Genomic DNA, 23,087 nt, shown 5'->3' with positions numbered 1-23,087 from the left:
AAAAATTCATGGAAGAAAAACCGGTTTGGAAAAAATTCATTTTTGATGGTAGGGGAGTTCTTGCTTTGGTGGGTGGTTTTTTGGCAGGAAGTTTCTTTATGTCAATGTTAAATGTCATATCGATGTTCGTTTTTAATGTCAATATGCAGTACCAGGATTATTACTTATTACTAACCAACGCAGCGGGATTTTTATCAGCGATTTTTGCCTTCGATTATTTTGTATGTCGGCCAAGCACAGGAAAAAAACTGAATTTCAATTTTTCACGGACTAATTTGGTGACCTATCTTTTGATTTTTCCGATGATGCTCGGAATGATGTTTATTGCCGAATTTATAACCTCGCAAATTCCAACTACAGGACCTTTCTTCGGTGAGTATTACAAATATTTTTCGAGATTAATGGATCAGATGAGCAATGACAAAGCCACCTTGATTATCCTTGCCGTCATCATGGCACCGATATTCGAAGAAATTATTTTCCGCGGAATAATACAGAAAGGGCTCATTAATAAAGGATTGAAACCCAAAATGGCAATCATTATTTCTGCCGTAGTTTTCGGATTGGTTCATATGAATCCCTGGCAATTTGTAGGTGCGGTTTTGTTGGGATGTGTTTTAGGTTTGGTTTATGATAAAACAAAATCACTTCTTTTGCCGATTCTTTTGCACGCTTTCAATAATTTAATCTCCTCGGTTTTAATTTTTTATAATGAAACAGAAAGTTTCGCAGATACTTTTAAAGTTTCAGAATGGCTCATTTTGGCTGTCGGAATCGTACTTTTTTCCACTTTCTATTTTCTGTTTACCAAAAAATACCGTGTTCATTACAACGAAAATTAATCGGCTTTAAAAAATTTAAAGTTCATCATCAGGTCTTAATATTACTCATCGCTCATTACCCATTATTTATGAAAAAGGAAATCCTTATCGCAACGCACAACGCACACAAAAAAGAAGAAATTCAACAGATATTAGGTGAAAATTTCACCGTGACTTCGCTCACCGATTATGATATTCATGACGAAATTGTGGAAGACGGAGATACTTTTCACGCCAATGCTTTAATTAAAGCTCAATATTGTTTTAACAAAACAGGGAAACCAAGTTTGGGAGATGATTCTGGTTTAGTCGTTGAATCCTTGGATGGAAGACCAGGGATTTATTCTGCCCGATACGCTGGAAATCATGATTTTGCGAAGAATATGGCGAAAGTTTTAGAGGAAATGAAGGACCAGAAAAACCGAAAAGCGTATTTCGTAACGGTAATGTGTTTGGTTGACGAAACCGGCACAAACTATTTTGAAGGCAGGGTTTATGGCAATCTAACCAAAGAAGTCCGCGGTGAAAAAGGGTTTGGTTACGACCCGATTTTTATTCCGGATAATTACGAAATTACTTTTGCGGAAATGAAAGCAGAAGATAAAAATAAAATCAGCCACCGTAAAAAAGCGATTGAGCAGTTTTTAGAATTTATAAAATAAATTTGGCAAGCCACGAATTCATGAATACGTACAACTGCTTTACAACTTTTACCAAAAGTTGATGATGTTTTGGAACGGAACGCTTTTCAAAAATTTTCCCGCAAATTTCAACATATTGGCGGATTCGTAGCTCAAAGATTCTGCAGTTTGAAATTTTAGTCTAAAACCGCTACCTGATTTTAAACGAAAAATCGTATTTTTGCACTCACTTATATTAAAATCAAATGTTAGAAAAGATTGAGGACTTATTGGTTGAAGTAGGAAATTTCAGTTCAGCGAATAAAGATGAAATTGAACAGTTCCGCATCAAATTCAGTGGTAAGAAAGGAATTATCAATGATATTTTGGCGCAGTTCAAAGAAGTTCCAAATGAACAGAAAAAAGAATTCGGACAAAAGATCAATACGCTGAAACAAGCTGTAGAAGGGAAGCTGGAAGGTTTAAAGAATGCCACGACTTCTACCATTCTTTTTGAAAAAGATGATTTAACCAAACCGGGTTTCCCGTCGGAATTAGGAACCCGTCATCCCATTAATTTGGTTAAAAACAGAATTATCGAAATCTTCAGATCGATTGGTTTTGCTGTTGCAGACGGACCGGAAATTGAAGACGACTGGCATAATTTCACCGCGCTGAATCTTCCGGAATACCATCCGGCGAGAGATATGCAGGATACTTTTTTCATCGAAACCAACCCTGATTTACTGTTAAGAACACATACTTCTTCGGTGCAAATCCGCTATATGGAAGAAAATCAACCGCCGATGAGAATTTTATCTCCCGGCCGGGTTTTCAGAAATGAAGCGATTTCTTCCCGTTCACACTGTATTTTTCATCAGATCGAAGGTTTGTATATTGACCAGAATGTAAGTTTTGCCGATTTAAAACAAACCATTCAATATTTCACCACAGAACTTTTCGGGAAATCGAAAATCAGACTGAGACCTTCTTACTTTCCTTTCACAGAACCAAGTGCGGAAGTAGATGTTTATTGGGGATTAAACTCTGAGACCGATTACCGAATCACCAAAGGAACAGGTTGGTTAGAAATCATGGGTTGTGGAATGGTAGATCCTGCTGTTTTGGCAAATGTGAATATCGATGCTGATAAATATTCCGGTTACGCTTTCGGAATGGGAATCGAAAGAATCGCGATGCTGATGTATCAAATGAGCGACATCAGAATGTTCTTTGAAAATGATAAAAGAATGCTGGAACAGTTTAAAAGTCTTTAATTAAGAAAAAAATGAAGTTGATTCCTCTTTGAATCGGCTTTAAATAAAATAGAAAAACTTCCGGAATAATCTGGAAGTTTTTTCATTTTTAAAAAGGTAAGTATTAACCTTTCTTTTTAAACCAGTGTTTTGCCTGATTGTAATCGAGATAGTAGGTTAATTTCAAAGAAATATTATTGACCATCGGTTCATTAAATAAAGTGTTGAAATTATCTTTAAACTTCATTCTCGAAATTCCCAAATAATCGTCCACGGCATTTCTGTACATTAAAGTAAGTTGACTTCCCGGTGCAAACCACCATGAATAGCGCAAATCTACATTCCAGGAATTATAAGTCCCATTCAGATTTTTATTAAATTGACTGGTTGATGTTAAAGTCCCGTCCTCATTCAAAGTAAAGAAACTTTTATAGGTAACATCTGAGTAATAATGTCGAAACGCTAATGAAAGAGACATTTTATCATTAAAAGTATATTGCGAAGTCAAACTGTTTTCATACGTATTACGTTGTCTTTTTCCCATGTAAATTTCGGTGCCTTCTTTTCCGGCAAAACCAGTTTCATTATTGCTGAAAGAAGGATTGAACCTCCAGACAGTACTGAACTGATCGGAGAACCGATATCTGAAATAGAATGATGGACTTACAAGATTTCGTCCTTTTTCGTTATAAGCATAATAATCAAAGTTTAAATTATACTGAAACTTTTTTCGGCTGTCACTTTCGGTCCAGATCCAGGTGTTTAAATAGGTTGGTTTTTTCATAAAACGGCCGGCTGTTCGCGGTTCATAGATGTCATTTTCACCGAAAGGCGTCAATTCAAAACCGCCGCCGTAGCTTCTGAAATTCTTATTCGTAAACTGATTATTATGATTAATGACCAAATTGGTAAATAAATACGGCGCTAACCGGTGGTAATAATTAACATTAAAGTTGAGATAAATATTATTGAATTTCTTGGTTGGTTCCAGAATTCGATAACCGTAATAAGAATTGTAATTCGCGAAGTTGGTGGAAGTGGAAAACCCTAAATCATTGATGTCCCAATTTTTAGTAACATAATTACCATCAAAACTAAATCTGTTTTTTCCGGAATTTTTTGCGAAACCGGCTTGACCTCGAGACCCGAATTTTGTTCCGTCATCCATCACCCAACTTCCTTTGATGGCTCCATAATAATTGTAGATATTCTTTTTATCATTAATATTCCACAGGAAAGCCGTAGAATTGGCATCCCGGAAATTGCCGTCTCGAACAACATTGGTGTTGACTAAAGTTACAGAAGAGTTCTCATGAAACCTTTGATCCAGCACCAAAACATTATAATTTGTCCATGGTTCCACGACTTCGTTTCGGGTTTCACCCGTTTTTTCATTCAGGATCTGGGCTTCCATTTTTTCAGTGATACCGTTGAAGAATCCGATTCCGAGACCTTTATTCGTTCTTCCGGAAATCTTGAAAGCATTAAATAATTTCACTTTAGAAGGATATTCAGTGACTTTTTCGTCAACTGAAGTTTCGGGATACACAGAAGGATGACCACCAATTCTTCGGGAATAAAAAAGATTTCCTTTGTTGAAAAGTTCTGTTCCTTCGGTGAAAAATGAACGTTGCTCTTCAAACTGCTGCTCAAATGGGCCTAAATTTAAAATAGAATTGTCAAAACTGGTTTGTCCAAAATCTGGAATCAAAGTCATGTCAAAGGTAAAGGCATCATTAATTCCGTATTTAATATCCATTCCGCCATTAAAGTTGGCCGTGGATTTTCCATTAAAATGATTAAAATAAGTAGAAAAATAAGGGGTCAATGACAATCTTAAAGGAGGTTGAATATTCTGGATTCCTTCTACAATCCCGTCGTACATTAAATAAGTTGCTTTTTTGTTATCAACGAAATTCCAGGTTAAATTTTGTCTGGTTTTTTGGATCATTCGGATAAAATTAATTCCCCAGGTTTGGACATCCTTCTTTGGAAAACGCAGTTCTGAATAAGGAATTTTGATTTCAACAGTCCATCCGTTTTCATTAATCTTAACGGCAGAAAACCAAACGGCATTCCACGAAAAATCATCATTTGCATTAGATATAATTTTAGCATCAGCTTGCACACCGGAGGCTTGAATCAGAAAAAGCATTGCTTGCTGATGGTCATCATACCCATTAATAGAGATTCCGAAAACATCATCATTGCCGATATCGTCGCGTTCTGCCAGTTGTTTTTGAATATTCTCAGGATGTGGATCGATCATCGTAGCGCCGAAATAAATTCCGGTGTCGTCATAAAGAACTTTTACTGTTGTTTTGAAATCCGGCGATTCCGGTTTTCCATTGGTAGGATTTCTTTCGATAAAATTTTCCGCCACAGGAGCATTTTTCCAGATTTCTTCATCCAGAATCCCATCGATTTTTGGGGCGTCGTTTATTTTGATGAGCGTAATCTTCTTTCTGGAGATGCTGTCTTTTTCTACCTTTTGCGAATAGATCTTTAAAAAAGAAAATAAAAGCAGGAATGCGGCGAATTTAAATTTCATTTAATAGTTTACAAATAAGACAACGGAAACCGGGATAATGTTACATGAGTTTAAAAAAAATCAAAAAAATAAACGAACCACAATCCGTTTATTTAATTCATAAAGAAAATCTCCCGTATTTAATTTGAAAAATTGAGCGGATATTTTACATTCGAGAAAGAATCGATATCAGCTTTCAGAGAGCCAACTGCTAATTCTGCTTTGATGGCAAGAGGAATATGGTTTCTGTCGTTGCTTACCCAAAGCGTCACCCCTTCTTTATCCTTAAAAACCCTTCCGCTGATGACCTGAGGAACGATTTTCAGACTGTTGATCCAGCCGAATTTTGTTTTGATGTTTTCTGCGCCCACAACTTTTAACTGGAAAGGAAACATTTCATCATCTATCCAAACATTGAGTTTTTTCACACTTCCGACTTTTAGCTCGCTATCGTCAAGACTTCGCAAATAATAAAAAGCCGACAACATATCTTGAACTCCTGAAACCGATTTTAAAGATTGGGTGGTGTTTTTTTCTTTATCAGTCAAAAGCAGGGTCTGATTATTATGGTTAAAAACAGTTTCATAATGTTGGGTATAATTGCCTTCTTTCACGTCTCTCACGTAAAAACTTGGTAAGCCCGTGTTATAGTTGATAAAACTTTCGTAATTATCTTCTACTTTAAAAAAGGCACGTACAGCACCGGTTGTTTTGCCATAACCTTTAACGTAATAATGAGGTTGTCCTTTGTATGTTGTTTTTAAAGTCGTTAAACTGGCTGTTCCCGCATTCAAAATTCCATAGTGAATCCGGTAACGCAAAACCTCACCAGACATGATGTTCTGCAATTTCTGTGCGTTGCCGAGCGTGAGAAATAAAAGTCCAAATAGTACTAAGATCTTTTTCATGAGTTTCCTTTTGCAAATAATTTGCCACAAAGATAAAACTTTGACCGGATTGGATTTCATTATGACATAAATCATAAAACGCCTCTTCAAGATTCTTTTAATTTTTGTAAATTTGTGCTCTTATTACCTAATTTTTAATTAATGATTACTACAGATATATTGATAATTGGAGCCGGCCCTACCGGACTTTTTACTGTTTTTGAGGCAGGTTTATTAAAGTTAAAATGTCATCTCATCGACGCTCTTCCGCAGCCTGGTGGTCAGCTTACAGAATTGTATCCGAAAAAACCTATTTTCGATATTCCGGGATTTCCTTCTATAAACGCTGGCGATTTAGTTGATAATTTAATGGAGCAAACCAAGCAGTTTCAGCCTGGATTTACTTTGGGAGAAACCGCACAGACTTTAACCCGATTAGAAGACGGGACATTTGAAGTAATCACTAATAAAGGAACTGTTCATCATGCGAAAGCAGTGGCAATTGCGGGAGGTTTAGGAACTTTTGAACCTAGAAAACCTGCGCTGGAAAATCTGGCAGATTACGAAGAAAATGGTGTTGAATATTTCATTAAAGAACCTGAACATTTTAGAAATAAAAAAGTAGTCATCGCAGGAGGTGGTGATTCTGCCTTAGACTGGAGTATTTTCCTTGCAGATATCGCAAGTGAGGTTACCTTGATTCACCGTAGAAATGAATTCCGGGGAGCGCTGGATTCTGTAGAAAAAGTTCAAGCTCTAAAAAATCAGGGGAAAATCCACATGATGACTCCGGCAGAAGTGATTGGCTTAAAAGGAGAGGGCAAGTTGAACGCGATTACTGTGGTAAAAGAAGGGGAAACCTTTGATATCGAAACGGATTATTTCATTCCACTTTTCGGATTAACACCAAAATTAGGAGACTTAGGAAACTGGGGACTTGAAATTGAAAAAAATGCCATCAAGGTTAATAATTCACTGGACTATCAAACCAATATACCGGGTGTTTATGCGATTGGTGATATCAACACTTATCCAGGGAAATTGAAACTTATTTTATGCGGTTTCCATGAAGCGACTTTGATGTGTCAAAGTATTTACAACATGCTGAATCCGGGGAAAAAATTCGTTTTGAAATATACAACAGTAAGCGGAATCGATGGTTTCGACGGAAGCCGTAAAGAAGCGGAGAAAGCGGTGGTGATGAAAATCGATTAACAAAGAGCCAAGTAAAAAGTAAAAAGAACCAAGTATAAAGCAATGCAGGATATTAATCTTAAAATTACCGATAGAAACGGTGATACTCATGAAGTGGTCGCACCGACTGATATGTCGATGAATTTGATGGAAGTCATTCGCTCCTACGAATTGGCGGAAGAAGGAACCATCGGAGTTTGCGGCGGTATGGCAATGTGTGCTTCCTGTCAGGTTTATGTGGTGGAAGGTTCGGATAAATTAACTGAAATGGGTGCAGAAGAAGATGCGATGTTGAGTGAAGCATTTCATGTTCAGTATAACAGCCGCTTAGGTTGCCAGATTCATATCACCTCAGAAATAGACGGTTTAGAAGTTGCAATCGCACCTTATCCTTAAAGGAAATCGTTTTTAATAAAAGTTAAAAGGAAAGAAAATTGAGTTTTTCTTTCCTTTTTTATTTCAGAAGATCAGTGAAAGTGAGATACTTTTATTACCTTTAGTAGACTAATTTTCAATAAATGTCTTTCCATATTCCCGAACATTTAAAAGGTTTAACTGACGAAGAAGTTCAGCAGGCCCGCCAGAAATTTGGTTTTAACCAAATGAAGCAAATTGAGAAAAACAGTTGGTTGAAACTGGTTGTTGATATCCTGAGTGAGCCCATGTTGATTCTGTTGATTGTCATCGCAGTAATTTATCTGGTCGTAGGGAATTACGGAGAAGCGCTCTTTATGTTGGCTGCAATTATATTGGTTTCCGGAATTTCTTTTTATCAGGATAACAGAAGTAAAAAAGCGTTACAGGAACTAGAAAAACTCAATGAACCTTTAAGCCGCGTCATTAGAAATTGTAAGATTGTAGAAATCCCTACGCATGAAATCGCAGTGGGGGATTTGTGCATTACCGATGAAGGCAGAATGATTAATGCTGATGGGAAAATCGTGCACAGCAATGATTTTTCTGTCAATGAATCCTCGCTCACGGGTGAAAGTTTTTCTGTTTTTAAAGATAACCGTTCGGAAGACCGACAAGTTTATAACGGAACGTTAACCGTTTCCGGATTGGCCGTTTTCGAAGTGGAATATATTGGAAAAGAAACCAAGCTGGGCAAAATTGGGGAATCAATTTCATCGATCAAAGAGGAGAAATCACCGCTGCAAAATCAAATAGAACAGTTTTTGAAATACATGGCGATTATCGGGTTCGTCGTTTTCTTTTTAGTTTGTGCCGTCAATTATTATCATACCCGAAATATTGTTGATTCTTTATTAAACGGTTTGACGTTGGCAATGTCAATTTTACCTGAAGAAATTCCGGTGGCATTTACCACTTTTATGGCGCTCGGAGCCTGGAAATTAATGCGGGAAGGCATCATTATTAAGAAAAGTACTATTGTAGAAACATTGGGCAGCGCCACCGTTATATGTACCGATAAAACGGGAACAATTACCGAGAACTCAATGCATTTAAAAGCCGTATATGATTTTAAAACTAATCAGGTTTTTGACGACCATCAGTTCACGGACGAATCTATTTCAGAACTTTTCCAATATGCGATGTGGAGCAGCGAACCTGTACCTTTTGATCCGATGGAAAAATCGATACATCATGTATACGGCGAAACCATTAAAAAAGATCTCCGGTCACAGTTTAAAATGTTTCATGAATATCCATTGGATGGGAAACCGCCGATGATGACCCATCTTTTCGAAAATGAAAAAGGGGAACGGATTATTGCTGCGAAAGGCGCTCCTGAAGCCATCATCAATGTCTGTCAACTTACAGTTGAGGAGCAGGAAAAAATTAAAATACAAATCGACAATTTTGGAAAGCAAGGTTACCGAATTCTTGGAGTTGCCAAATCGAACTTTCAGGGAAATGATTTTCCGGAGAGACAACAGGATATTCCGTTTGAATTTTTGGGAATGGTCATTTTTTATGATCCGCCCAAAAAAGGAATTGATGAAGTTTTCAAAAAATTTACTGCCGCCGGAATTAAGATAAAAGTAATCACGGGAGATAATGCTCAAACGACTAAAAGCATCGCTTTACAGGCGGAAATTACGGGAATTTCAAATCCAATAAACGGTGATGAAATAAGTCATCTTAGCGAAGAAGAATTGATGAAAGTGGTGGATCAAAAAGTTTTGTTTACCCGAATGTTTCCGGAAGCTAAATTACGGGTAATCCAAGCTTTGAAAAGGAATAATGAAGTGGTGGTCATGCTCGGAGATGGCGTGAATGATGGTCCTGCCCTGAAAGCCGCCCACATCGGAGTCGCGATGGGAGAAAAGGGAACAGAAATCGCAAAAGCCGCTGCCGCAGTCATTTTGACCAATGATGATCTGGGGAAATTGGTGACCGCAATCGCTGCGGGAAGAAGAATTTACAGCAATATAAAAAAAGCTGTTCAATATATTATTTCGATTCATATTCCGATTATTCTTACCGTTTCGTTGCCCTTGTTTTTGGGCTGGGCTTTCCCGCAGATTTTTTCGCCGGTTCACGTGATATTCCTGGAATTGGTGATGGGACCAACCTGTTCCATCGTTTATGAAAATGAACCGATGGAAAAAAATGCGATGACTCAAAAGCCACGGCCGATTTCAGAGACCTTTCTCACCTGGCGTGAATTAATGGTCAGTATTGTTCAGGGATTAGTGATCACCGCCGGAGTTCTGTTCATCTATCAATTAACCTACAGAAATGGCGGTGATGAAGATACGACCAGAACGATGGTTTTTACGACGTTAATTTTTGCCAATATTCTGTTGAGTTTTGCCAACCGGTCTTTCTATTATACGATGTTTGAAAGTTTCAGCAATAAAAATAATCTATTGATCTATATCACTTTAGCAACCTTAATTGTTTTAATGGTCATGCTATATGTTGACACGGTTTCCCTGTTCTTTAAACTGACTTCACTGAATATAGAGCAACTTTTAACGGCGGGAGCTGCGGCGGTTATTTCTGTAATGTGGTTTGAGATCTACAAACTGGTAAAGAGGAGTTTTAATCTTAATAAAAAAAGAATCTGAAATCATTTTTAAACAAATATTTAAATTGAGTTTCCGTCGTTTTCTGTATTTTTAAGATTGTAGTTCTGATCAGATATTATTAATAATTTTGAATAAAATATTCAGTATGAAAATTGCAACTTATAACGTCAATGGAGTTAATGGCAGGTTGCCTGTACTTCTGCAATGGCTGAGCGAAGAAAACCCGGATGTCGTTTGTTTACAGGAACTGAAAGCACCACAAGATAAATTTCCCGAAAAAGAAATTTTAGAAGCAGGCTACCACGCGGTTTGGGTCGGACAAAAAAGCTGGAACGGCGTGGCAATCTTAACTAAATCTGAGAAAGCTACTGTTATCAGAACTGCATTGCCAGGGGATGAAACTGATGAACAAAGCCGATATTTAGAAGTACAGGTGAACGATTTAACGGTTGTCTGCGTTTACGTACCTAATGGAAATCCCGTGCCCGGCGAAAAATTTGATTATAAATTGAAATGGCTGGAAAGATTAGATGCCCAAGCCGAACTCTTAATCAGTTCTGGGAAACACGTCATCATTGCTGGAGACTTTAATATTATTCCAACCGAGAGCGACGTTTATAAACCGCAAAAATATATAAAAGACGCTCTTTTTCTACCCGAAGTCCGGACTGCTTTCCAGAATTTGATTGCACAAGGCTGGACCGATGCTTTGCGACACCTTTATCCTGAAGAAACCATTTATACTTTTTACGATTATTTTAGAAAAGCCTACGAAAGAAACGCCGGAATGCGGATCGATCATTTTCTGCTTTCGCCTGCCGTAGCACCTCATCTGAAAAATGGTGGCGTACATAAGGCAGTTCGCGGTTGGGAAAAAACAAGTGATCATGTTCCTGCCTGGATCGAGTTACAGGATATTTAGCAGCTCCGTATTTTCAAAAATATATCCCGCTAAAATAAGTCAAAAAAAATCCCTCAATGTAATATTGAAGGATTCTGTAATTGTTCCTAGTTTCGGTTTTTAATCATAACATATCCGGACAGGATTCTATTATCGCTTAGAATAATTTGATACCAATAATTTCCTGTCGGTAATTTTCTACCTAAATATTCACCATTCCAGGAAAAAACACCAGTTACCGTTTTTTCCAGAACCACAGTTCCAAAACGGTCAATCACTTTTATTTTGGACCCGGGATAGTTTTCGATACCTTCAATTTTCCATTCATCATTGATACCATCGTAGTCGGGTGAGAAAACATTTACAATTTTAAAAACTGTAAAGGCACGTTCTGCTATTGCACAAATTTGTAAACCACTTCTTACAAAAGCAATGTGATTTCCGTTTGGTACATTGTAAAATAGATTTGAGGTTTGCCATAAAACACCATCAACCGAATATTCCAAAATTCCTATGCCTGTTGCGAAAATCTGTACCGTATTGTTTTCAATTTTTATATCAGTAATAATGGGTAAACCAACTTTTTTAACCACCACGGATTTTGAAGTGCTGCATCCCAAATTATTGGTTACCGTAATTTTATAAGTTCCACTTTCTTTAACATTGATAATTTGCTGATTGCTGTATGGATTACCATTAAAAGTCCACGTAAAAGAACTTGACGCTGGCTGATTTCCGGCATCTAATTTCACGGTGTTTTCTGGGCAATATTCCGCACTTGATGGAACATTTACGACAGGAGCAGCATTTAATTGAATAGTTAAAATCACTTTGGCGGAACAACCTGCGGCAGAATTTACTTTTACAAAAACGATATTCTGACCAGTTTTTAATTTATAGTTTTTAAAATCGGATATCAAATTATTATTCTGATCAAAAAATTCATAGGTATAACTTTGAGAATTTGAAACTACATTTGATTGGTAGCTCGTCAAATCTATTTTCTTCGCTCCATCTTCATCAGAGCACAAAGCGGCAGCCGCAAAATCAGTCGCTGGAATATTAGTCGCAACCAAAGAGACCATGACGGAAACTCTTTGCATGCTTTCACAACCTTGTTCTGTCTGAGAGGCGAAATAAACAACACCATCTTGTAATTTTGTATTGTTTGGTAAAACTGTATTTCCAGAATTACTGCTGTACCATTTGATTTGGGAACCGGTAACCATAAGATTCGATACCGTTGCACTTTGACTGATACAGAATTCTTGTACCGGAGCTGCAATTGGAGGTGGAGTCGCAATAATATTAATTTTGACCAAAGCTCGCTCGCTTTCACAGGAATTTATAGTCTGCGTTACAAAGTAAGTATTTCCATTAATTAAAGGTTGATTTAAGGCTAATGAAGCAGTCGCCGTCGCCGAAATGTAAAACTGTAAACCAGTTCCCGTTGCAGAAATATTTCCGACGGTAGCATTTTGCTGTAGACAAAAATCCTGAGTACCATTAACCGAAGGTTTCGGTGTAGGATTGATAAATGTATTCACTACAACCGGAGTAGAAACTGAAATACAACCTAAACTGTTTTTAATTTTAAGAGAATATGAATTAGGCAATAATGCCGGAAAAACATTTGAACTTTGCCATGTTAAACCATCATCAATGCTGTATTGTGCAGCATTTTCATTAATTGTAATCTGTGCAAAACGATTTCCACAATCAATTTGAATAATATTTGCCGTTGGTTTTTTTGGAGTATCTGCCGGAATATTAATTGTTACGGAAACTCCTCCGGATTCACACCCAGCAGTATTTTTCACTTTAAGGACATAAGTTCCCGGTGACAATAAACTGGAAGTTGAGGCAGAAGAATAGGAAATTCCACCATCAAAACTATACTGATTTTCCGTGGAAGTAATCGCAATTGTTCCATAAGGATTTATACACGAAATAGGTTGAGTAACGGTAAATAATGGGAGAGTGGGTGCATTCGCTGGCGGATCAATCGTAGCTGTCGTCGATGGAGAACTACAGCCCGTTGCAGTTAATTTTATTTTGATTTTATAGATTCCGGGGGCTAAATCAGCTGACGAATTGGTGACCCAGGTCGCTCCATCATCAAAACTATAATAAGCAGCCGCAGAAATGATGGCAACCGTTCCAAATGCATTGGCACAGCCAGAAGATTGTGCCACCGAAATTTGAGGTGCAGACGGAGTTACAGGCTGCTGATTGATGGTGGCAATTCCAGCCAAAGAAATACACCCGAAACGGTCTTTAATCATTAAATTATAAGTTCCGGGACTTAAATTAGATTTGGTGTCTGAAGTTCCATAAGTAAAACCATTGTCAAAACTATATTCTGCAGCGGTTGTTGTGATTTTTATGGAGCCTAACGATACAGAGCAGTCGGGTTGAGTTATTCTTGAATTAGGACTTGGCAATGGACCGGGAATAGCAACCGTTGCTGACGCTGCATAAGAAATACAGCCAGCAGCATTTTTAATTTTTATCTTATAAGTTCCAGGAAGTAAATCGCTTTTGGTGTTGGCATAAATGAAAGTCAAACCATCATCAAAACTATAGGTTGCAGCAGTGGTATTTACGGTAATGGAACCTGTAGAAACACTGCAAGTCGGTTGAACTACGGAGACCGCTGGGGCCGCAATATTTATTCCCGAATCTAACGTTACCGGTACAGAAACCGATTCGCATGTGGAAGAATTGGTTTTAATTTTCAAAATATAAGTTCCAGATCCAATATTTTTCTTTACTGGATCAGTACTCCAGGATGCGCCATCATTAAAACTAAAACTTTTGCCTGGCGTTGTAATGGTAATACTTCCGTCGGTTGCATCACATGCTGTTGGCTGTGTAACAGTAAACACAGGTATTGGCGGAAGCGCCGGGGCGTTGTAAATATTCACATAAGCTCGTTGCGAAATGCACCCGGCTGCATTTTTAATTAACAGATTATAATTTCCTGAATTGAGATTCGTTTTTACGGGATTTGTTGTCCAGGTTGCTCCATTATCAAAACTGTATAAATCTGCAACAGTATTTATATAAATCGAACCTTTCGGTACTGAACAGGTTGGCTGAATTGTAGTAACAATTGGTTGTGCAAGGTAAAATTGATTGACTGAAGCGGTAGCTGCTTGTGAAATGCATCCTGCAGAATTTTTTATTAAAATATAATAATACCCAGGGGTAGGATTAAGTAAGGAAGAATTTGTTACCCAAGTTGTTCCATTGTCAAAGGAATATTGTGCAGCTTGAGAGACTACCGTTATACTTCCATTGTCTCCGCAGCGTGGTTGCACAACTTTCAATAAAGGTCGCGGTAAATAGAACGTAGTAATCGAAACATTCATTTCATAAGGGTTTGAAGTACAACCCTGTGCGTTTTTAATCACAATATTGTAATAGCCTGAGTTCAGGTTTGTTTTTTCATTAACAGTGCTCCAGGTTTGGCCACCATCAAAACTGTATTGAGAGGCTGCGGTGGTAATCTTAATACTTCCTTTTACAGTACAAGTGGGTTGAACCACCGAAATATTTGGTTTTGGGAGATAGAATTTCTGTAAATTTAAAGAAGAAACGTAGTTTGATGATTTACAACCTGCAGCATTTTGAACCATAATGTTGTAATTTCCATCAGCAAGATTGGTGAAATTCGGTGAAGTGCTCCAGGATTGCCCACCATTGATGCTGTATTGTGACGCGGGAGTCGTTATAGAAATAGTGCCACCAACTCCACAGGTTGGATTCGTAAAGGTATAAGTCGGATTAGGTAAATAGAACTGTTGGATATTTACATAGGTTGTTGTAGAAGAACAATTCCCATCTTTTACCATTACATAGTAATACCCCGATGATAAATTATTTAAAACCGGCGACGTGCTCCAAGTACTGCCGCCATTAAAACTGAATGAAGTGCCCGGCGAAGTTACGGTGATACTGCCACTTGTACCACAAGTTGGCTGTACTACATTCACTGTTGGACTTGCGAGATTGGTAGTGTTCAAATAAACTGAAATACTGTTTGACCTACAATCCGCACTGTTTTTCACCATTAAATAATAATAACCAGCACTCAGATTATTGAAAACAGGGTTGGTACTCCAATTATAACCATCAATACTGTACGAATCTGCGGTAGAAGTAAAAGTGATATTTCCGATATTCCCACAACTTGGGCTTACCGCTGTATAGGTAGGCTCATGAAGATAAATTTGATTAAAATAAACATACTTAGTTTCCGAAACACAATTTTGGCTATTTTTAATCATCACATTATAGCTGCTGCCGGTAAGATTACTGAAAACATTAGAGGTCACCCAGGTTTTTCCACCATCAATACTGTAAAAACTGGAGGATGTTGTTATCGTAATCGTTCCTTTTGTAGTACAGGTTGGTTGTATGATAGTCACCTCAGGAGTTTCTATTTTAGGTGGATACAGAGAAATGTATTGCGGATTAGACATACAGCCAATACTGTTTTTAACTTTGATTTGGTAACTCCCGGCGGGTAATGTTTTAGTAGGAGTCGTTACCCAGGTTGCTCCATTATCAAAACTATAAAAATCTGAAACGGTATTAATACTGATGGATCCATCAGCGCCACAAGTTGGCTGAACAACCGAAACATAAGGTTGGTCTATTCGAGGTTCATATAAATAAACGGAAGTTTCTCTGGAAATACAACCTGCGGCAGTTTTTAACTTGATAATGTAGGTTCCGGCAGGTAAATCCTTCATATTACTCGTCGTCCAGGTTACGCCATTATCAAAACTATAAAAATCTGCTTCTGTTGCAATATAGATTGTTCCATTTACACCACAGGTGGGTTGAATGGTTTCATAGATGGGATACATCGTCTGAAAACTCTGCAGATAAATACTCTCCAAATAAGAAGTACATCCCAGACTGTTTTTAATTCCAATAGAAAAATTTCCAGTAAAAATATTATCTAAAACATTGGTCGTACCCCAAGTTTGGCCACCATCGAAAGTATAGAAATCTGCGGAAGTATTGATGGTTATTTTTCCGGAAACAGTACACGCTGGATTTATAACCGTAAAATCGGGATCTCCTAAAGTATCGCTGGAAATAACAACTCCTTCCGGATTAGAAATACATCCGGATGCATCTTTTGTCCGAATCGTATAAAGCCCGGGATTTAAATTATCCATTGTAGAATTATTCACCCAGGTCACTCCGTTGTCATAACTATAATTCGCTGCAGGAGAGGTAATGGTGATGCTTCCCGTGTCTCCGCAGAATTTAGGCTGCGTAGCGTCATAATATGGATAAGGTAAAAGTGAAGCTTTAATGGTGACCTTCTGAGCGTACGAAGTACAACCTTTCACCGTTTTAATCATAATGGAATAATCACCCGGATAAAGATTAGATTTAATGGGATTTGTTCCCCAGGTTACTCCATTATCAAAACTATATTCCGACGCCGCCGAGGTGACTTTTATCGTTCCCGATGAAACAAAACAAGAAGGCTGGGTTATTTCTAATGTCGGGGTCACCGCAGTCTGACTTGGTTCAATACTTACGGTTGCTGTGCTGGAACATCCAAAACTGTCGGTAACGGTAACTGAATAAACGCCAATGGAAGTCACCGTAATATTTTGGGTGGTTTCTCCCGAACTCCATAAATAAGTGGAACCTGCTGATGCTTTTAATTCTGTACTTCCGGAACAAACATTTAAAATCCCGGAAATGGTAGCAGTGGGATTTCTAACTTCTAAATTTGCCGGAATAATTTTATAGCATCCTGCACTCTGCGAAACCCGCACATAAATTACCGCAGAAGAGGAATTGTACGCCGTGAAATTTGTAATTGCACCCGTATTATTAAAGGCGGAATTATAATCCTTAAAATAATTGAAAGTAAAGCCAGTTGTAGAATTAACAACCTGTGCATTAAAATCAGTTAAATTAAAATCTTCTTGTCCATCGTGATTCACATCACATTTCGATATTTTTGCCGTATTAACCTGAATAGTACAGTTCGAAGAACAGTTTAAAAAACTGATATCCCAACCATCGTTCGCATCAGGATCACTTGCGGAGGCAAACACCTGCGTATTACCACTACTTCCGCAACCACTTCCACCAGAGGAAGTTCCCACATCAAAATCTGCTGTAACCCCAACATTGTAATTGCCCGTAGAAATATTAGGAAAGTTCTGTGGTAAGAGGGTGAAGCAAAATTTTTTTGTGATCGGATCCAGCGAAGAAGTTGTAGTGGTCGTATGAACCACCGCCCCATTTTCATCATAAACCTTTAAGGTTAATTTTTTTAAAGTTGAGGTAACTCCTCCGGAATTTGGTAAAGTATAATTCCCGCAAACCGTCATCGGAAGTGTTGGACAAACTGCGTACAAAGGATCCAAAGTGACCGAACCAACAAAACTTTCGTTGGATTGTAAAAGACAAATATCATCTACATAAGCATATCCGAAATGCCCGCCTAAACCACAACGGGAAGCCATAAATTCTACGGTGAATTCTTCATTATTTGGGATTGAAGAAATATCCAAAATACCGGATTGCCATTTCTCAGTGTATAAAGTAACATACCCTGAACTGCCATCAGAAACTTTAGTGAAAATACAATTCTTCTCGTCACCAACTAAACAAAACTCGCTAACCACCACTTTGTCTTTATTAATAATTCTTGCCTTAAAAAATGGCTGATTGTCCCGGTGACTATCGTCATAAACGGATTGTAGTACTGCTTTGTAATTAAATTTTAAAAAATTTTCATTATTTGTTTTAAATCTTTGCCCCTGAACAATAGAGCCATAAGTTCCAGAATTTTCGTAATTTATTTTGAGCGCATATTGGTCAAATGCTTTAATATCTCCCATATATCGATCAAACAAATTGGCAGGAACCGAAGTCGCCATCAAATTAGTATAACTCGGATTATACTGTGGTATGCGATTTACGCCACTGTTGGAAATAGATTTACATTGGGTTGGTCCAGGCGGATCACCAATATTAAAAAGGAAATTTTTAATGAAATTATTTCCATTAAAAGTTTCAACTTGTTCAAAACCACCATTGGTACACATTTCTACTGCGGTTGAAGTTCCTTTGTGCAGATGAGATTGCTCCAATTGGATTTTACGATTTCTTTCTTTGAGAAACTGAATTTTTTCTGAATGATCCGTAATTATTTTCCCTTTTGCATTTTCAAACATTCCATTCCGCAGATAATTGGTGGTGTCCGAAATTTTATTTTGAGCGTACAGAGCCGAGAATAAACCAAGAAATAAAAAAAGATAAAGTTTCTTCATATAAAGTTGTTTTGCAGTATATTTCAATATTATTAACACATTTTAGGAATGGTTATGAAAATTTAACAAATATAACTCAAAAAGATATTTCGTTTTCAAAAATTTGATTATTTACAGATAAATTTTTCATTTTTAAAACTGATATTCTAATAAATAAAAAATTCCCTTCAATTAAAGGGAATTCATAATATTTATAAATTAAAAGATCAATATATTTTCTGAACTTTTTCAACCACGTAGGTTTTACGTTTGATTTTCGGAGCTACATATTCTAAAACTTCTTGGTCGTCCCATTCTTTTTTCTTGTAAACTGAGCTTGAGGATTTCCAGATCTTTTGCTCAATTAATTCTACTGAAGCTTTGGAAAATTCTTTAATTGTTTGAAGTAATTCTTTCATTTTTTTGGAAGGGATTTTTTCCACCGTACTTTCAGGATGAATCTTACTTAAGAATAAAACTTCATTGCGGATAATATTTCCTAAACCTGGAAATACGTCCTGATTTAAAAGTACATCTCCAATTTTCCGGTCGCCGTATTTTTCAAGCAAAAGTTTTTTCGTTTTTTCTAATCTGTATTTTTTTGAAAATACATTTAATTCCTGATCAAACTCGTAATCTTTTCCAAATTTTTTAATTTTGACAACATAGAAATTGATTAGTTCATCACCGAAAAAAAGCGAAAAACTTGCATTAACTTTTTTAGAATCATTCACTAAAAAACTACCGAATAATCCAAAATGAACGGTGATTAAAAAGTCTTCGAAATCGAGTAGGAGATATTTTCCATACGTTTTAATTGAAACCAGTTTTTTGCCGGAAATTTCATCTGCGAAAGGATTGTTGTAGCCACCGCTTTCGGTCACGGTTTTGCCTTCAAATCTTTCAATCTTTTTTTTAAAGACAACAATCGAGGGACCTTCGGGCATAATTAAGGTTTTTCATTTTTTAGAATTTTCATCACAATCTGTTCTTCTTTGGTTAAACCAGATTTCCCGTCATCAATTTCTATTTCATCTAATTCTCTAAAATATTTTTTAATAGAATCGTGTTCGTAAAGATTTATAATCAGCGGATGAATATAGTATTTTCGGCAAACGGTGCTTGTATTTCCCAGTTCACTGGCTACCAGTTCAATTGCCCGTTTTATTTTAGATTTTTGATTACCATCAATTTCCTGGGCTTCAATTTCTTTAAATGCAATTAACGCATTCACTGTTCCAGACCAGGTTCTAAAATCTTTCGCAGTGAAATCTTCACCACTGATTTCTTTAATGTATTCATTGACCATTCCACTTTCTATGGCGTGGCGTTTTCCCTCATCATCATAAAATTGAAAGAGTTCCTTTCCGGGAATATCGCGGCAGTTTTTAACGGCTTTCGCTAATTTGGCATTCTTTAAATCGATATCGTGGTAAATGCCTTTTTTTCCTTTAAAAGAGAATTTTATCTGTTGACCGTTAATCGCTACATGTTTATCTTTCAAAGTCGTTAAGCCAAAAGATCCATACAATTTTTCATAAATATTATTGCCAATTCTGATATTGGTGCGTTCCATCAGACTTACCACTAAAGCCAAAACTTTGCGCTTGTCTAAGTTCCGGTGATTTAAATCTTTTTCTAATTGCAGTCGGATATCAGGCAAAACTTCGCCAAAGTGCAGCATTCTGTAAAACTTCGTATGATTCCGTAAGGCATTCCAAACGGGATGGTAGCGGTACTGTTTGCGTTTTTTAGCATCCAGACCTGTGGCTTGTAAATGGCCGTTTTGCAAAGCGCAAATCCAGACATTTTCCCAGGCGGGAGGAATCGCCAATTGATTAATTCTATGAATTTCTTCTTTGTCTTTAATCTTTTGACCGCCAATAAAGTAAATGAATTTTTCACCTCTTTTTCGGCGTGCGATTCCTTGATTTTCGCTGTCGCTGGTGTAAACTAAATTTACTGCAGTGGCAGATTTCACCGGATCCTTCATGATTTTTACCATTTTTGAAGGACTTATTTTATGGATAAGTTCTACAGAAGGATTTTCGGTTTTCATTCTCTTTAATTTTTCCCTCTGCTAAACAACCAAACGATTAAACCGATTACCAGAGCAACCAGGAAAAATGCCCACCACATTCCGGCTTTGAAAATGGTTCCTATGGCTTCACAACCTGTTAAAGTCATTAAGGCAAATAGTGCTAACGTAAGAAATGTAAACTTTTTCATAATTTTATTTTTTAAGGTTAATTAATGATAATTTTATTATTTGTTTCTCTATTTAAACTCTATGGTGATCTGGTTTCCAGTTGGTAATCGATTTTTTGATTTCGTCACCTGAAATATTTTGTTGAAGCGCTTTATCGAGCAGCATTTTAAATTCGTCATCGTAGGCGAAACGCAAAGCGGCAATCTGATCAAAAGAAAGTTTGGATTCTGTCTCATCCGCACTTTTACCGAAAAGTTCAAAATACCTTAACTTAAACTCTAATCTTATAATACGGTTTTGATTTCCAAGTGCGTAATGTTGTCGTATCATTAAGGCTAAATAAAGAATAAGAAAAATAACGACTGAGAATAAAATCCAAATTAATTGGTTATGCTCATCTTTAAAAATTTTCCAAATTCCAACAATTTGTAGAATAAAAACAAGAGGAAGATAGATGAAATGATGAGGCGGATAGAATTTTTTGTGATTTTGATAATTTTGATTTTGCATAAATATTTCCCATCAAAAAGTTAACCATTCTTAAAAACCAGAATACATTTTACGGTCAGTTTCTCCATTTTAAAGGTTGAAGCGTCATTAATTCTCAAGGTAATAATCCAAAAAAGCCGGTAAAATCTTAACGCTAAACGTTTAGAAATTACCGGCTTATTACAGGTTATTTTTGGTAAGATTTACATTTAATCGAAACCTCCTTTTCGGGTTGGTTCTTTTACTTCCGGCCAGTTCATAGTTTCGCCGGTTCTTGGGTTGATCGGCAATTTTATTCTTTCCGAGGAAGCCTTTTCCGGATCTTCACTTGCCATATAAGTTAAAATCGCAATCGTCGCAACATTACTTTTAAGATCATCGAAAATGATTTTATCATAGGTATCTCTGTTGGTATGCCAGGTATAATTTCCATAACTCCAGTTTAATGAACTCAACATAAATGCGGGTACGCCGGCTGCGATAAACGAAGCGTGGTCAGAACCTCCACCACCTGGAAATCCAGGGAAAGAAGTTTCGATTCCTTTGGTTAATTCTTTCGGAACGGCGCTTAACCATCTTCCGATATAATCATAAGAATTCAAAAATCCCTGACCGCTGATATTCGCGATTCTTCCTGTGCCATTATCCTGGTTGAAAACTGCCTGAACATTTGGCATTTGGTCTTTGTGTGCCCAGACATAACCGCGTGAACCATTTAAACCCTGTTCCTCACTTCCCCAAAGTCCAACCACAATGGTTCTCTTTGGATTTGGATAATATTTTTTAAGAATTCTGGCAACTTCCATCATGGTGATTGTTCCGGTTCCGTTATCGGTTGCGCCGGTTCCACCATCCCAAGAATCAAAGTGTGCCGAAAGAATCACGTATTCCTCTGGTTTTTCAGAACCTTTGATCACTGCAACTGTATTAAATGTGGGAGCAGTTCCTTTGTCTTTCGACTGAGCATTTATTTTTAATTTAGGCGTCTTTCCATGCTGAATCATTCGGTATAATTGTCCGTAATCTTCTAACGAAATATCTACAACCGGAATTGTTTTGGTTGCAGCGGCAAAAATTTTATTCACTCCAAATCCTCTGGACCAATAAGAAGAAATGATTCCGGCTGCACCGGCTTTTTCTAATTTTTCATTTAAAGTTCTGGAGGTTTCTCCTGTTGCAGTAATTGATTTTCTCCATTCTTCAGAAGCTTCCGCAGATTCTTTTTTCATTTTTTCAAAAGATTCCGGCGTTGCAAATTCTTTCCAGTTATATTCAGGTCTTCCTGTTGGTTGGTATTGGGAAACCATCACCAATTTTCCTTTTACTTTTGGAAGCCAGGCGGTAAATTCTTCTTTGTTTTTAAACATGGGCAACATCACGACATCGGCGGTTAAACCTTTTGATGAAGTCGCAGGACTGAAAGCCAACTGCATTCCTTCGATGGATTTTGCATAAGGAGCAACCATTTCTATGGATGAAGGCCCTCTTTCCCAGGATTTCCATTCGCCCCATTTTTCGTTTTGGGCATCAATTCCCCAATTCTGAAAACGTTTTACGGCCCAGTCATGTGCCTGCTGCATTTTTGGACTTCCGACCAATCTTGGCCCAATGTCGTCCATCAATTCATACGCAAGTGTTTCGAGTTTAGAGTTTTGATAGGTTTCATCCATAATAGATTTTACCATTTGGTCTTTGGTTTGAGCGTTTAAACCCACAGCAAAAACCGTAGAAACCATCAATAATTTAGCATAGTTCTTCATTGAATATTATTTTTGCGATGAAGATAATAAAAATTATTCTAAGGAACTGTCTGTTCATAGGATAAACAAAATACCGGAGAAGTTCTTGCTTAGTCGCTTTAATTTTTTAATTTTATAAAAAAA

15 protein-coding genes are annotated in these 23,087 nt (G+C 37.2%); 7 read left to right on the top strand and 8 right to left on the bottom strand.

Translation table 11 applies throughout. From position 1 onward, the window contains the following. Positions 1-8 precede the first annotated feature (8 nt). The 3 genes from QGN23_RS03210 to pheS all read left to right on the top strand — a co-directional run bounded on the left by QGN23_RS03210 (position 9) and on the right by pheS (position 2,718). Complete coding sequence (locus QGN23_RS03210; protein ID WP_282905594.1) at positions 9-842, top strand: CPBP family intramembrane glutamic endopeptidase; 834 nt, start codon at positions 9-11, stop codon at positions 840-842. A gap of 68 nt (positions 843-910) precedes the next feature. Then, a complete protein-coding gene (gene rdgB / locus QGN23_RS03205) occupies positions 911-1,483 on the top strand; it encodes an RdgB/HAM1 family non-canonical purine NTP pyrophosphatase (protein ID WP_282905593.1) in 573 nt (190 codons plus the stop codon). Positions 1,484-1,707: 224 nt separating this feature from the next. Next, a complete protein-coding gene (gene pheS / locus QGN23_RS03200) occupies positions 1,708-2,718 on the top strand; it encodes a phenylalanine--tRNA ligase subunit alpha (RefSeq protein ID WP_282905592.1) in 1,011 nt (336 codons plus the stop codon). Positions 2,719-2,821: 103 nt separating this feature from the next. On the opposite strand, the gene QGN23_RS03195 is transcribed toward pheS, so the two are convergent. Beyond that, positions 2,822-5,248 carry a DUF5916 domain-containing protein gene (locus QGN23_RS03195; protein WP_282905591.1) on the bottom strand — a complete coding sequence of 809 codons (2,427 nt, stop codon included), beginning with the start codon at positions 5,246-5,248 and terminating at the stop codon, positions 2,822-2,824. 119 nt (positions 5,249-5,367) lie between these two features. Then, a complete protein-coding gene (locus QGN23_RS03190) occupies positions 5,368-6,135 on the bottom strand; it encodes a DUF3108 domain-containing protein (protein WP_282905590.1) in 768 nt (255 codons plus the stop codon). Between the two features lie 141 nt (positions 6,136-6,276). Here QGN23_RS03190 and QGN23_RS03185 point away from each other — a divergent pair, with 141 nt between their 5' ends. The 4 genes from QGN23_RS03185 to xth all read left to right on the top strand — a co-directional run bounded on the left by QGN23_RS03185 (position 6,277) and on the right by xth (position 11,229). Beyond that, positions 6,277-7,329: an NAD(P)/FAD-dependent oxidoreductase gene (locus QGN23_RS03185; RefSeq protein ID WP_282905589.1), complete on the top strand. Its 1,053-nt coding sequence runs from the start codon at positions 6,277-6,279 to the stop codon at positions 7,327-7,329. A gap of 42 nt (positions 7,330-7,371) precedes the next feature. Continuing rightward, positions 7,372-7,704 carry a 2Fe-2S iron-sulfur cluster-binding protein gene (locus tag QGN23_RS03180; protein WP_282905588.1) on the top strand — a complete coding sequence of 111 codons (333 nt, stop codon included), beginning with the start codon at positions 7,372-7,374 and terminating at the stop codon, positions 7,702-7,704. 122 nt (positions 7,705-7,826) lie between these two features. Continuing rightward, a complete protein-coding gene (locus QGN23_RS03175) occupies positions 7,827-10,346 on the top strand; it encodes a cation-translocating P-type ATPase (RefSeq protein WP_282905587.1) in 2,520 nt (839 codons plus the stop codon). A gap of 106 nt (positions 10,347-10,452) precedes the next feature. After that, the gene (xth, locus tag QGN23_RS03170) at positions 10,453-11,229 is read left to right on the top strand and encodes an exodeoxyribonuclease III (protein WP_282905586.1); all 777 of its coding nucleotides are present in this window, start codon (positions 10,453-10,455) and stop codon (positions 11,227-11,229) included. Between the two features lie 86 nt (positions 11,230-11,315). Here xth and QGN23_RS03165 read toward each other — a convergent pair whose 3' ends face one another. The 6 genes from QGN23_RS03165 to QGN23_RS03140 form a co-directional block, all read right to left on the bottom strand. Then, positions 11,316-18,527 carry a T9SS type B sorting domain-containing protein gene (locus QGN23_RS03165; protein ID WP_282905585.1) on the bottom strand — a complete coding sequence of 2,404 codons (7,212 nt, stop codon included), beginning with the start codon at positions 18,525-18,527 and terminating at the stop codon, positions 11,316-11,318. A gap of 206 nt (positions 18,528-18,733) precedes the next feature. Further along, on the bottom strand, positions 18,734-19,453 hold the full coding sequence (locus QGN23_RS03160; RefSeq protein ID WP_282905584.1) for a DNA-formamidopyrimidine glycosylase family protein: 720 nt from the start codon (positions 19,451-19,453) through the stop codon (positions 18,734-18,736). Between the two features lie 2 nt (positions 19,454-19,455). Next, positions 19,456-20,565: a DNA topoisomerase IB gene (locus QGN23_RS03155; RefSeq protein ID WP_282905583.1), complete on the bottom strand. Its 1,110-nt coding sequence runs from the start codon at positions 20,563-20,565 to the stop codon at positions 19,456-19,458. Between the two features lie 5 nt (positions 20,566-20,570). Further along, complete coding sequence (locus tag QGN23_RS03150) at positions 20,571-20,735, bottom strand: phosphatidate cytidylyltransferase (RefSeq protein ID WP_282905582.1); 165 nt, start codon at positions 20,733-20,735, stop codon at positions 20,571-20,573. Positions 20,736-20,787: 52 nt separating this feature from the next. Continuing rightward, complete coding sequence (locus QGN23_RS03145) at positions 20,788-21,225, bottom strand: DUF6526 family protein (protein WP_282905581.1); 438 nt, start codon at positions 21,223-21,225, stop codon at positions 20,788-20,790. A 188-nt stretch (positions 21,226-21,413) separates the two neighbouring features. Continuing rightward, positions 21,414-22,964: a M20/M25/M40 family metallo-hydrolase gene (locus tag QGN23_RS03140; RefSeq protein WP_282905580.1), complete on the bottom strand. Its 1,551-nt coding sequence runs from the start codon at positions 22,962-22,964 to the stop codon at positions 21,414-21,416. Positions 22,965-23,087 lie beyond the last annotated feature (123 nt).

It is taken from the genome of Chryseobacterium gotjawalense (assembly GCF_030012525.1).
Taxonomy (GTDB): domain Bacteria; phylum Bacteroidota; class Bacteroidia; order Flavobacteriales; family Weeksellaceae; genus Kaistella; species Kaistella gotjawalense.
This window is presented reverse-complemented; position numbering and strand designations above follow the sequence as displayed.

Bases quoted from the DNA above. Each gene is read 5' to 3' on its own strand.
- QGN23_RS03190 (WP_282905590.1), bottom strand. From the start codon at position 6,135: ATGAAAAAGATCTTAGTACTATTTGGACTTTTATTTCTCACGCTCGGC.
- QGN23_RS03175 (WP_282905587.1), top strand. From the start codon at position 7,827: ATGTCTTTCCATATTCCCGAACATTTAAAAGGTTTAACTGACGAAGAA.
- QGN23_RS03140 (WP_282905580.1), bottom strand. From the start codon at position 22,964: ATGAAGAACTATGCTAAATTATTGATGGTTTCTACGGTTTTTGCTGTG.
- pheS (WP_282905592.1), top strand. From the start codon at position 1,708: ATGTTAGAAAAGATTGAGGACTTATTGGTTGAAGTAGGAAATTTCAGT.
- QGN23_RS03180 (WP_282905588.1), top strand. From the start codon at position 7,372: ATGCAGGATATTAATCTTAAAATTACCGATAGAAACGGTGATACTCAT.
- QGN23_RS03210 (WP_282905594.1), top strand. From the start codon at position 9: ATGGAAGAAAAACCGGTTTGGAAAAAATTCATTTTTGATGGTAGGGGA.
- QGN23_RS03195 (WP_282905591.1), bottom strand. From the start codon at position 5,248: ATGAAATTTAAATTCGCCGCATTCCTGCTTTTATTTTCTTTTTTAAAG.
- QGN23_RS03160 (WP_282905584.1), bottom strand. From the start codon at position 19,453: ATGCCCGAAGGTCCCTCGATTGTTGTCTTTAAAAAAAAGATTGAAAGA.
- rdgB (WP_282905593.1), top strand. From the start codon at position 911: ATGAAAAAGGAAATCCTTATCGCAACGCACAACGCACACAAAAAAGAA.
- QGN23_RS03185 (WP_282905589.1), top strand. From the start codon at position 6,277: ATGATTACTACAGATATATTGATAATTGGAGCCGGCCCTACCGGACTT.
- QGN23_RS03165 (WP_282905585.1), bottom strand. From the start codon at position 18,527: ATGAAGAAACTTTATCTTTTTTTATTTCTTGGTTTATTCTCGGCTCTG.
- xth (WP_282905586.1), top strand. From the start codon at position 10,453: ATGAAAATTGCAACTTATAACGTCAATGGAGTTAATGGCAGGTTGCCT.
- QGN23_RS03145 (WP_282905581.1), bottom strand. From the start codon at position 21,225: ATGCAAAATCAAAATTATCAAAATCACAAAAAATTCTATCCGCCTCAT.
- QGN23_RS03150 (WP_282905582.1), bottom strand. From the start codon at position 20,735: ATGAAAAAGTTTACATTTCTTACGTTAGCACTATTTGCCTTAATGACT.
- QGN23_RS03155 (WP_282905583.1), bottom strand. From the start codon at position 20,565: ATGAAAACCGAAAATCCTTCTGTAGAACTTATCCATAAAATAAGTCCT.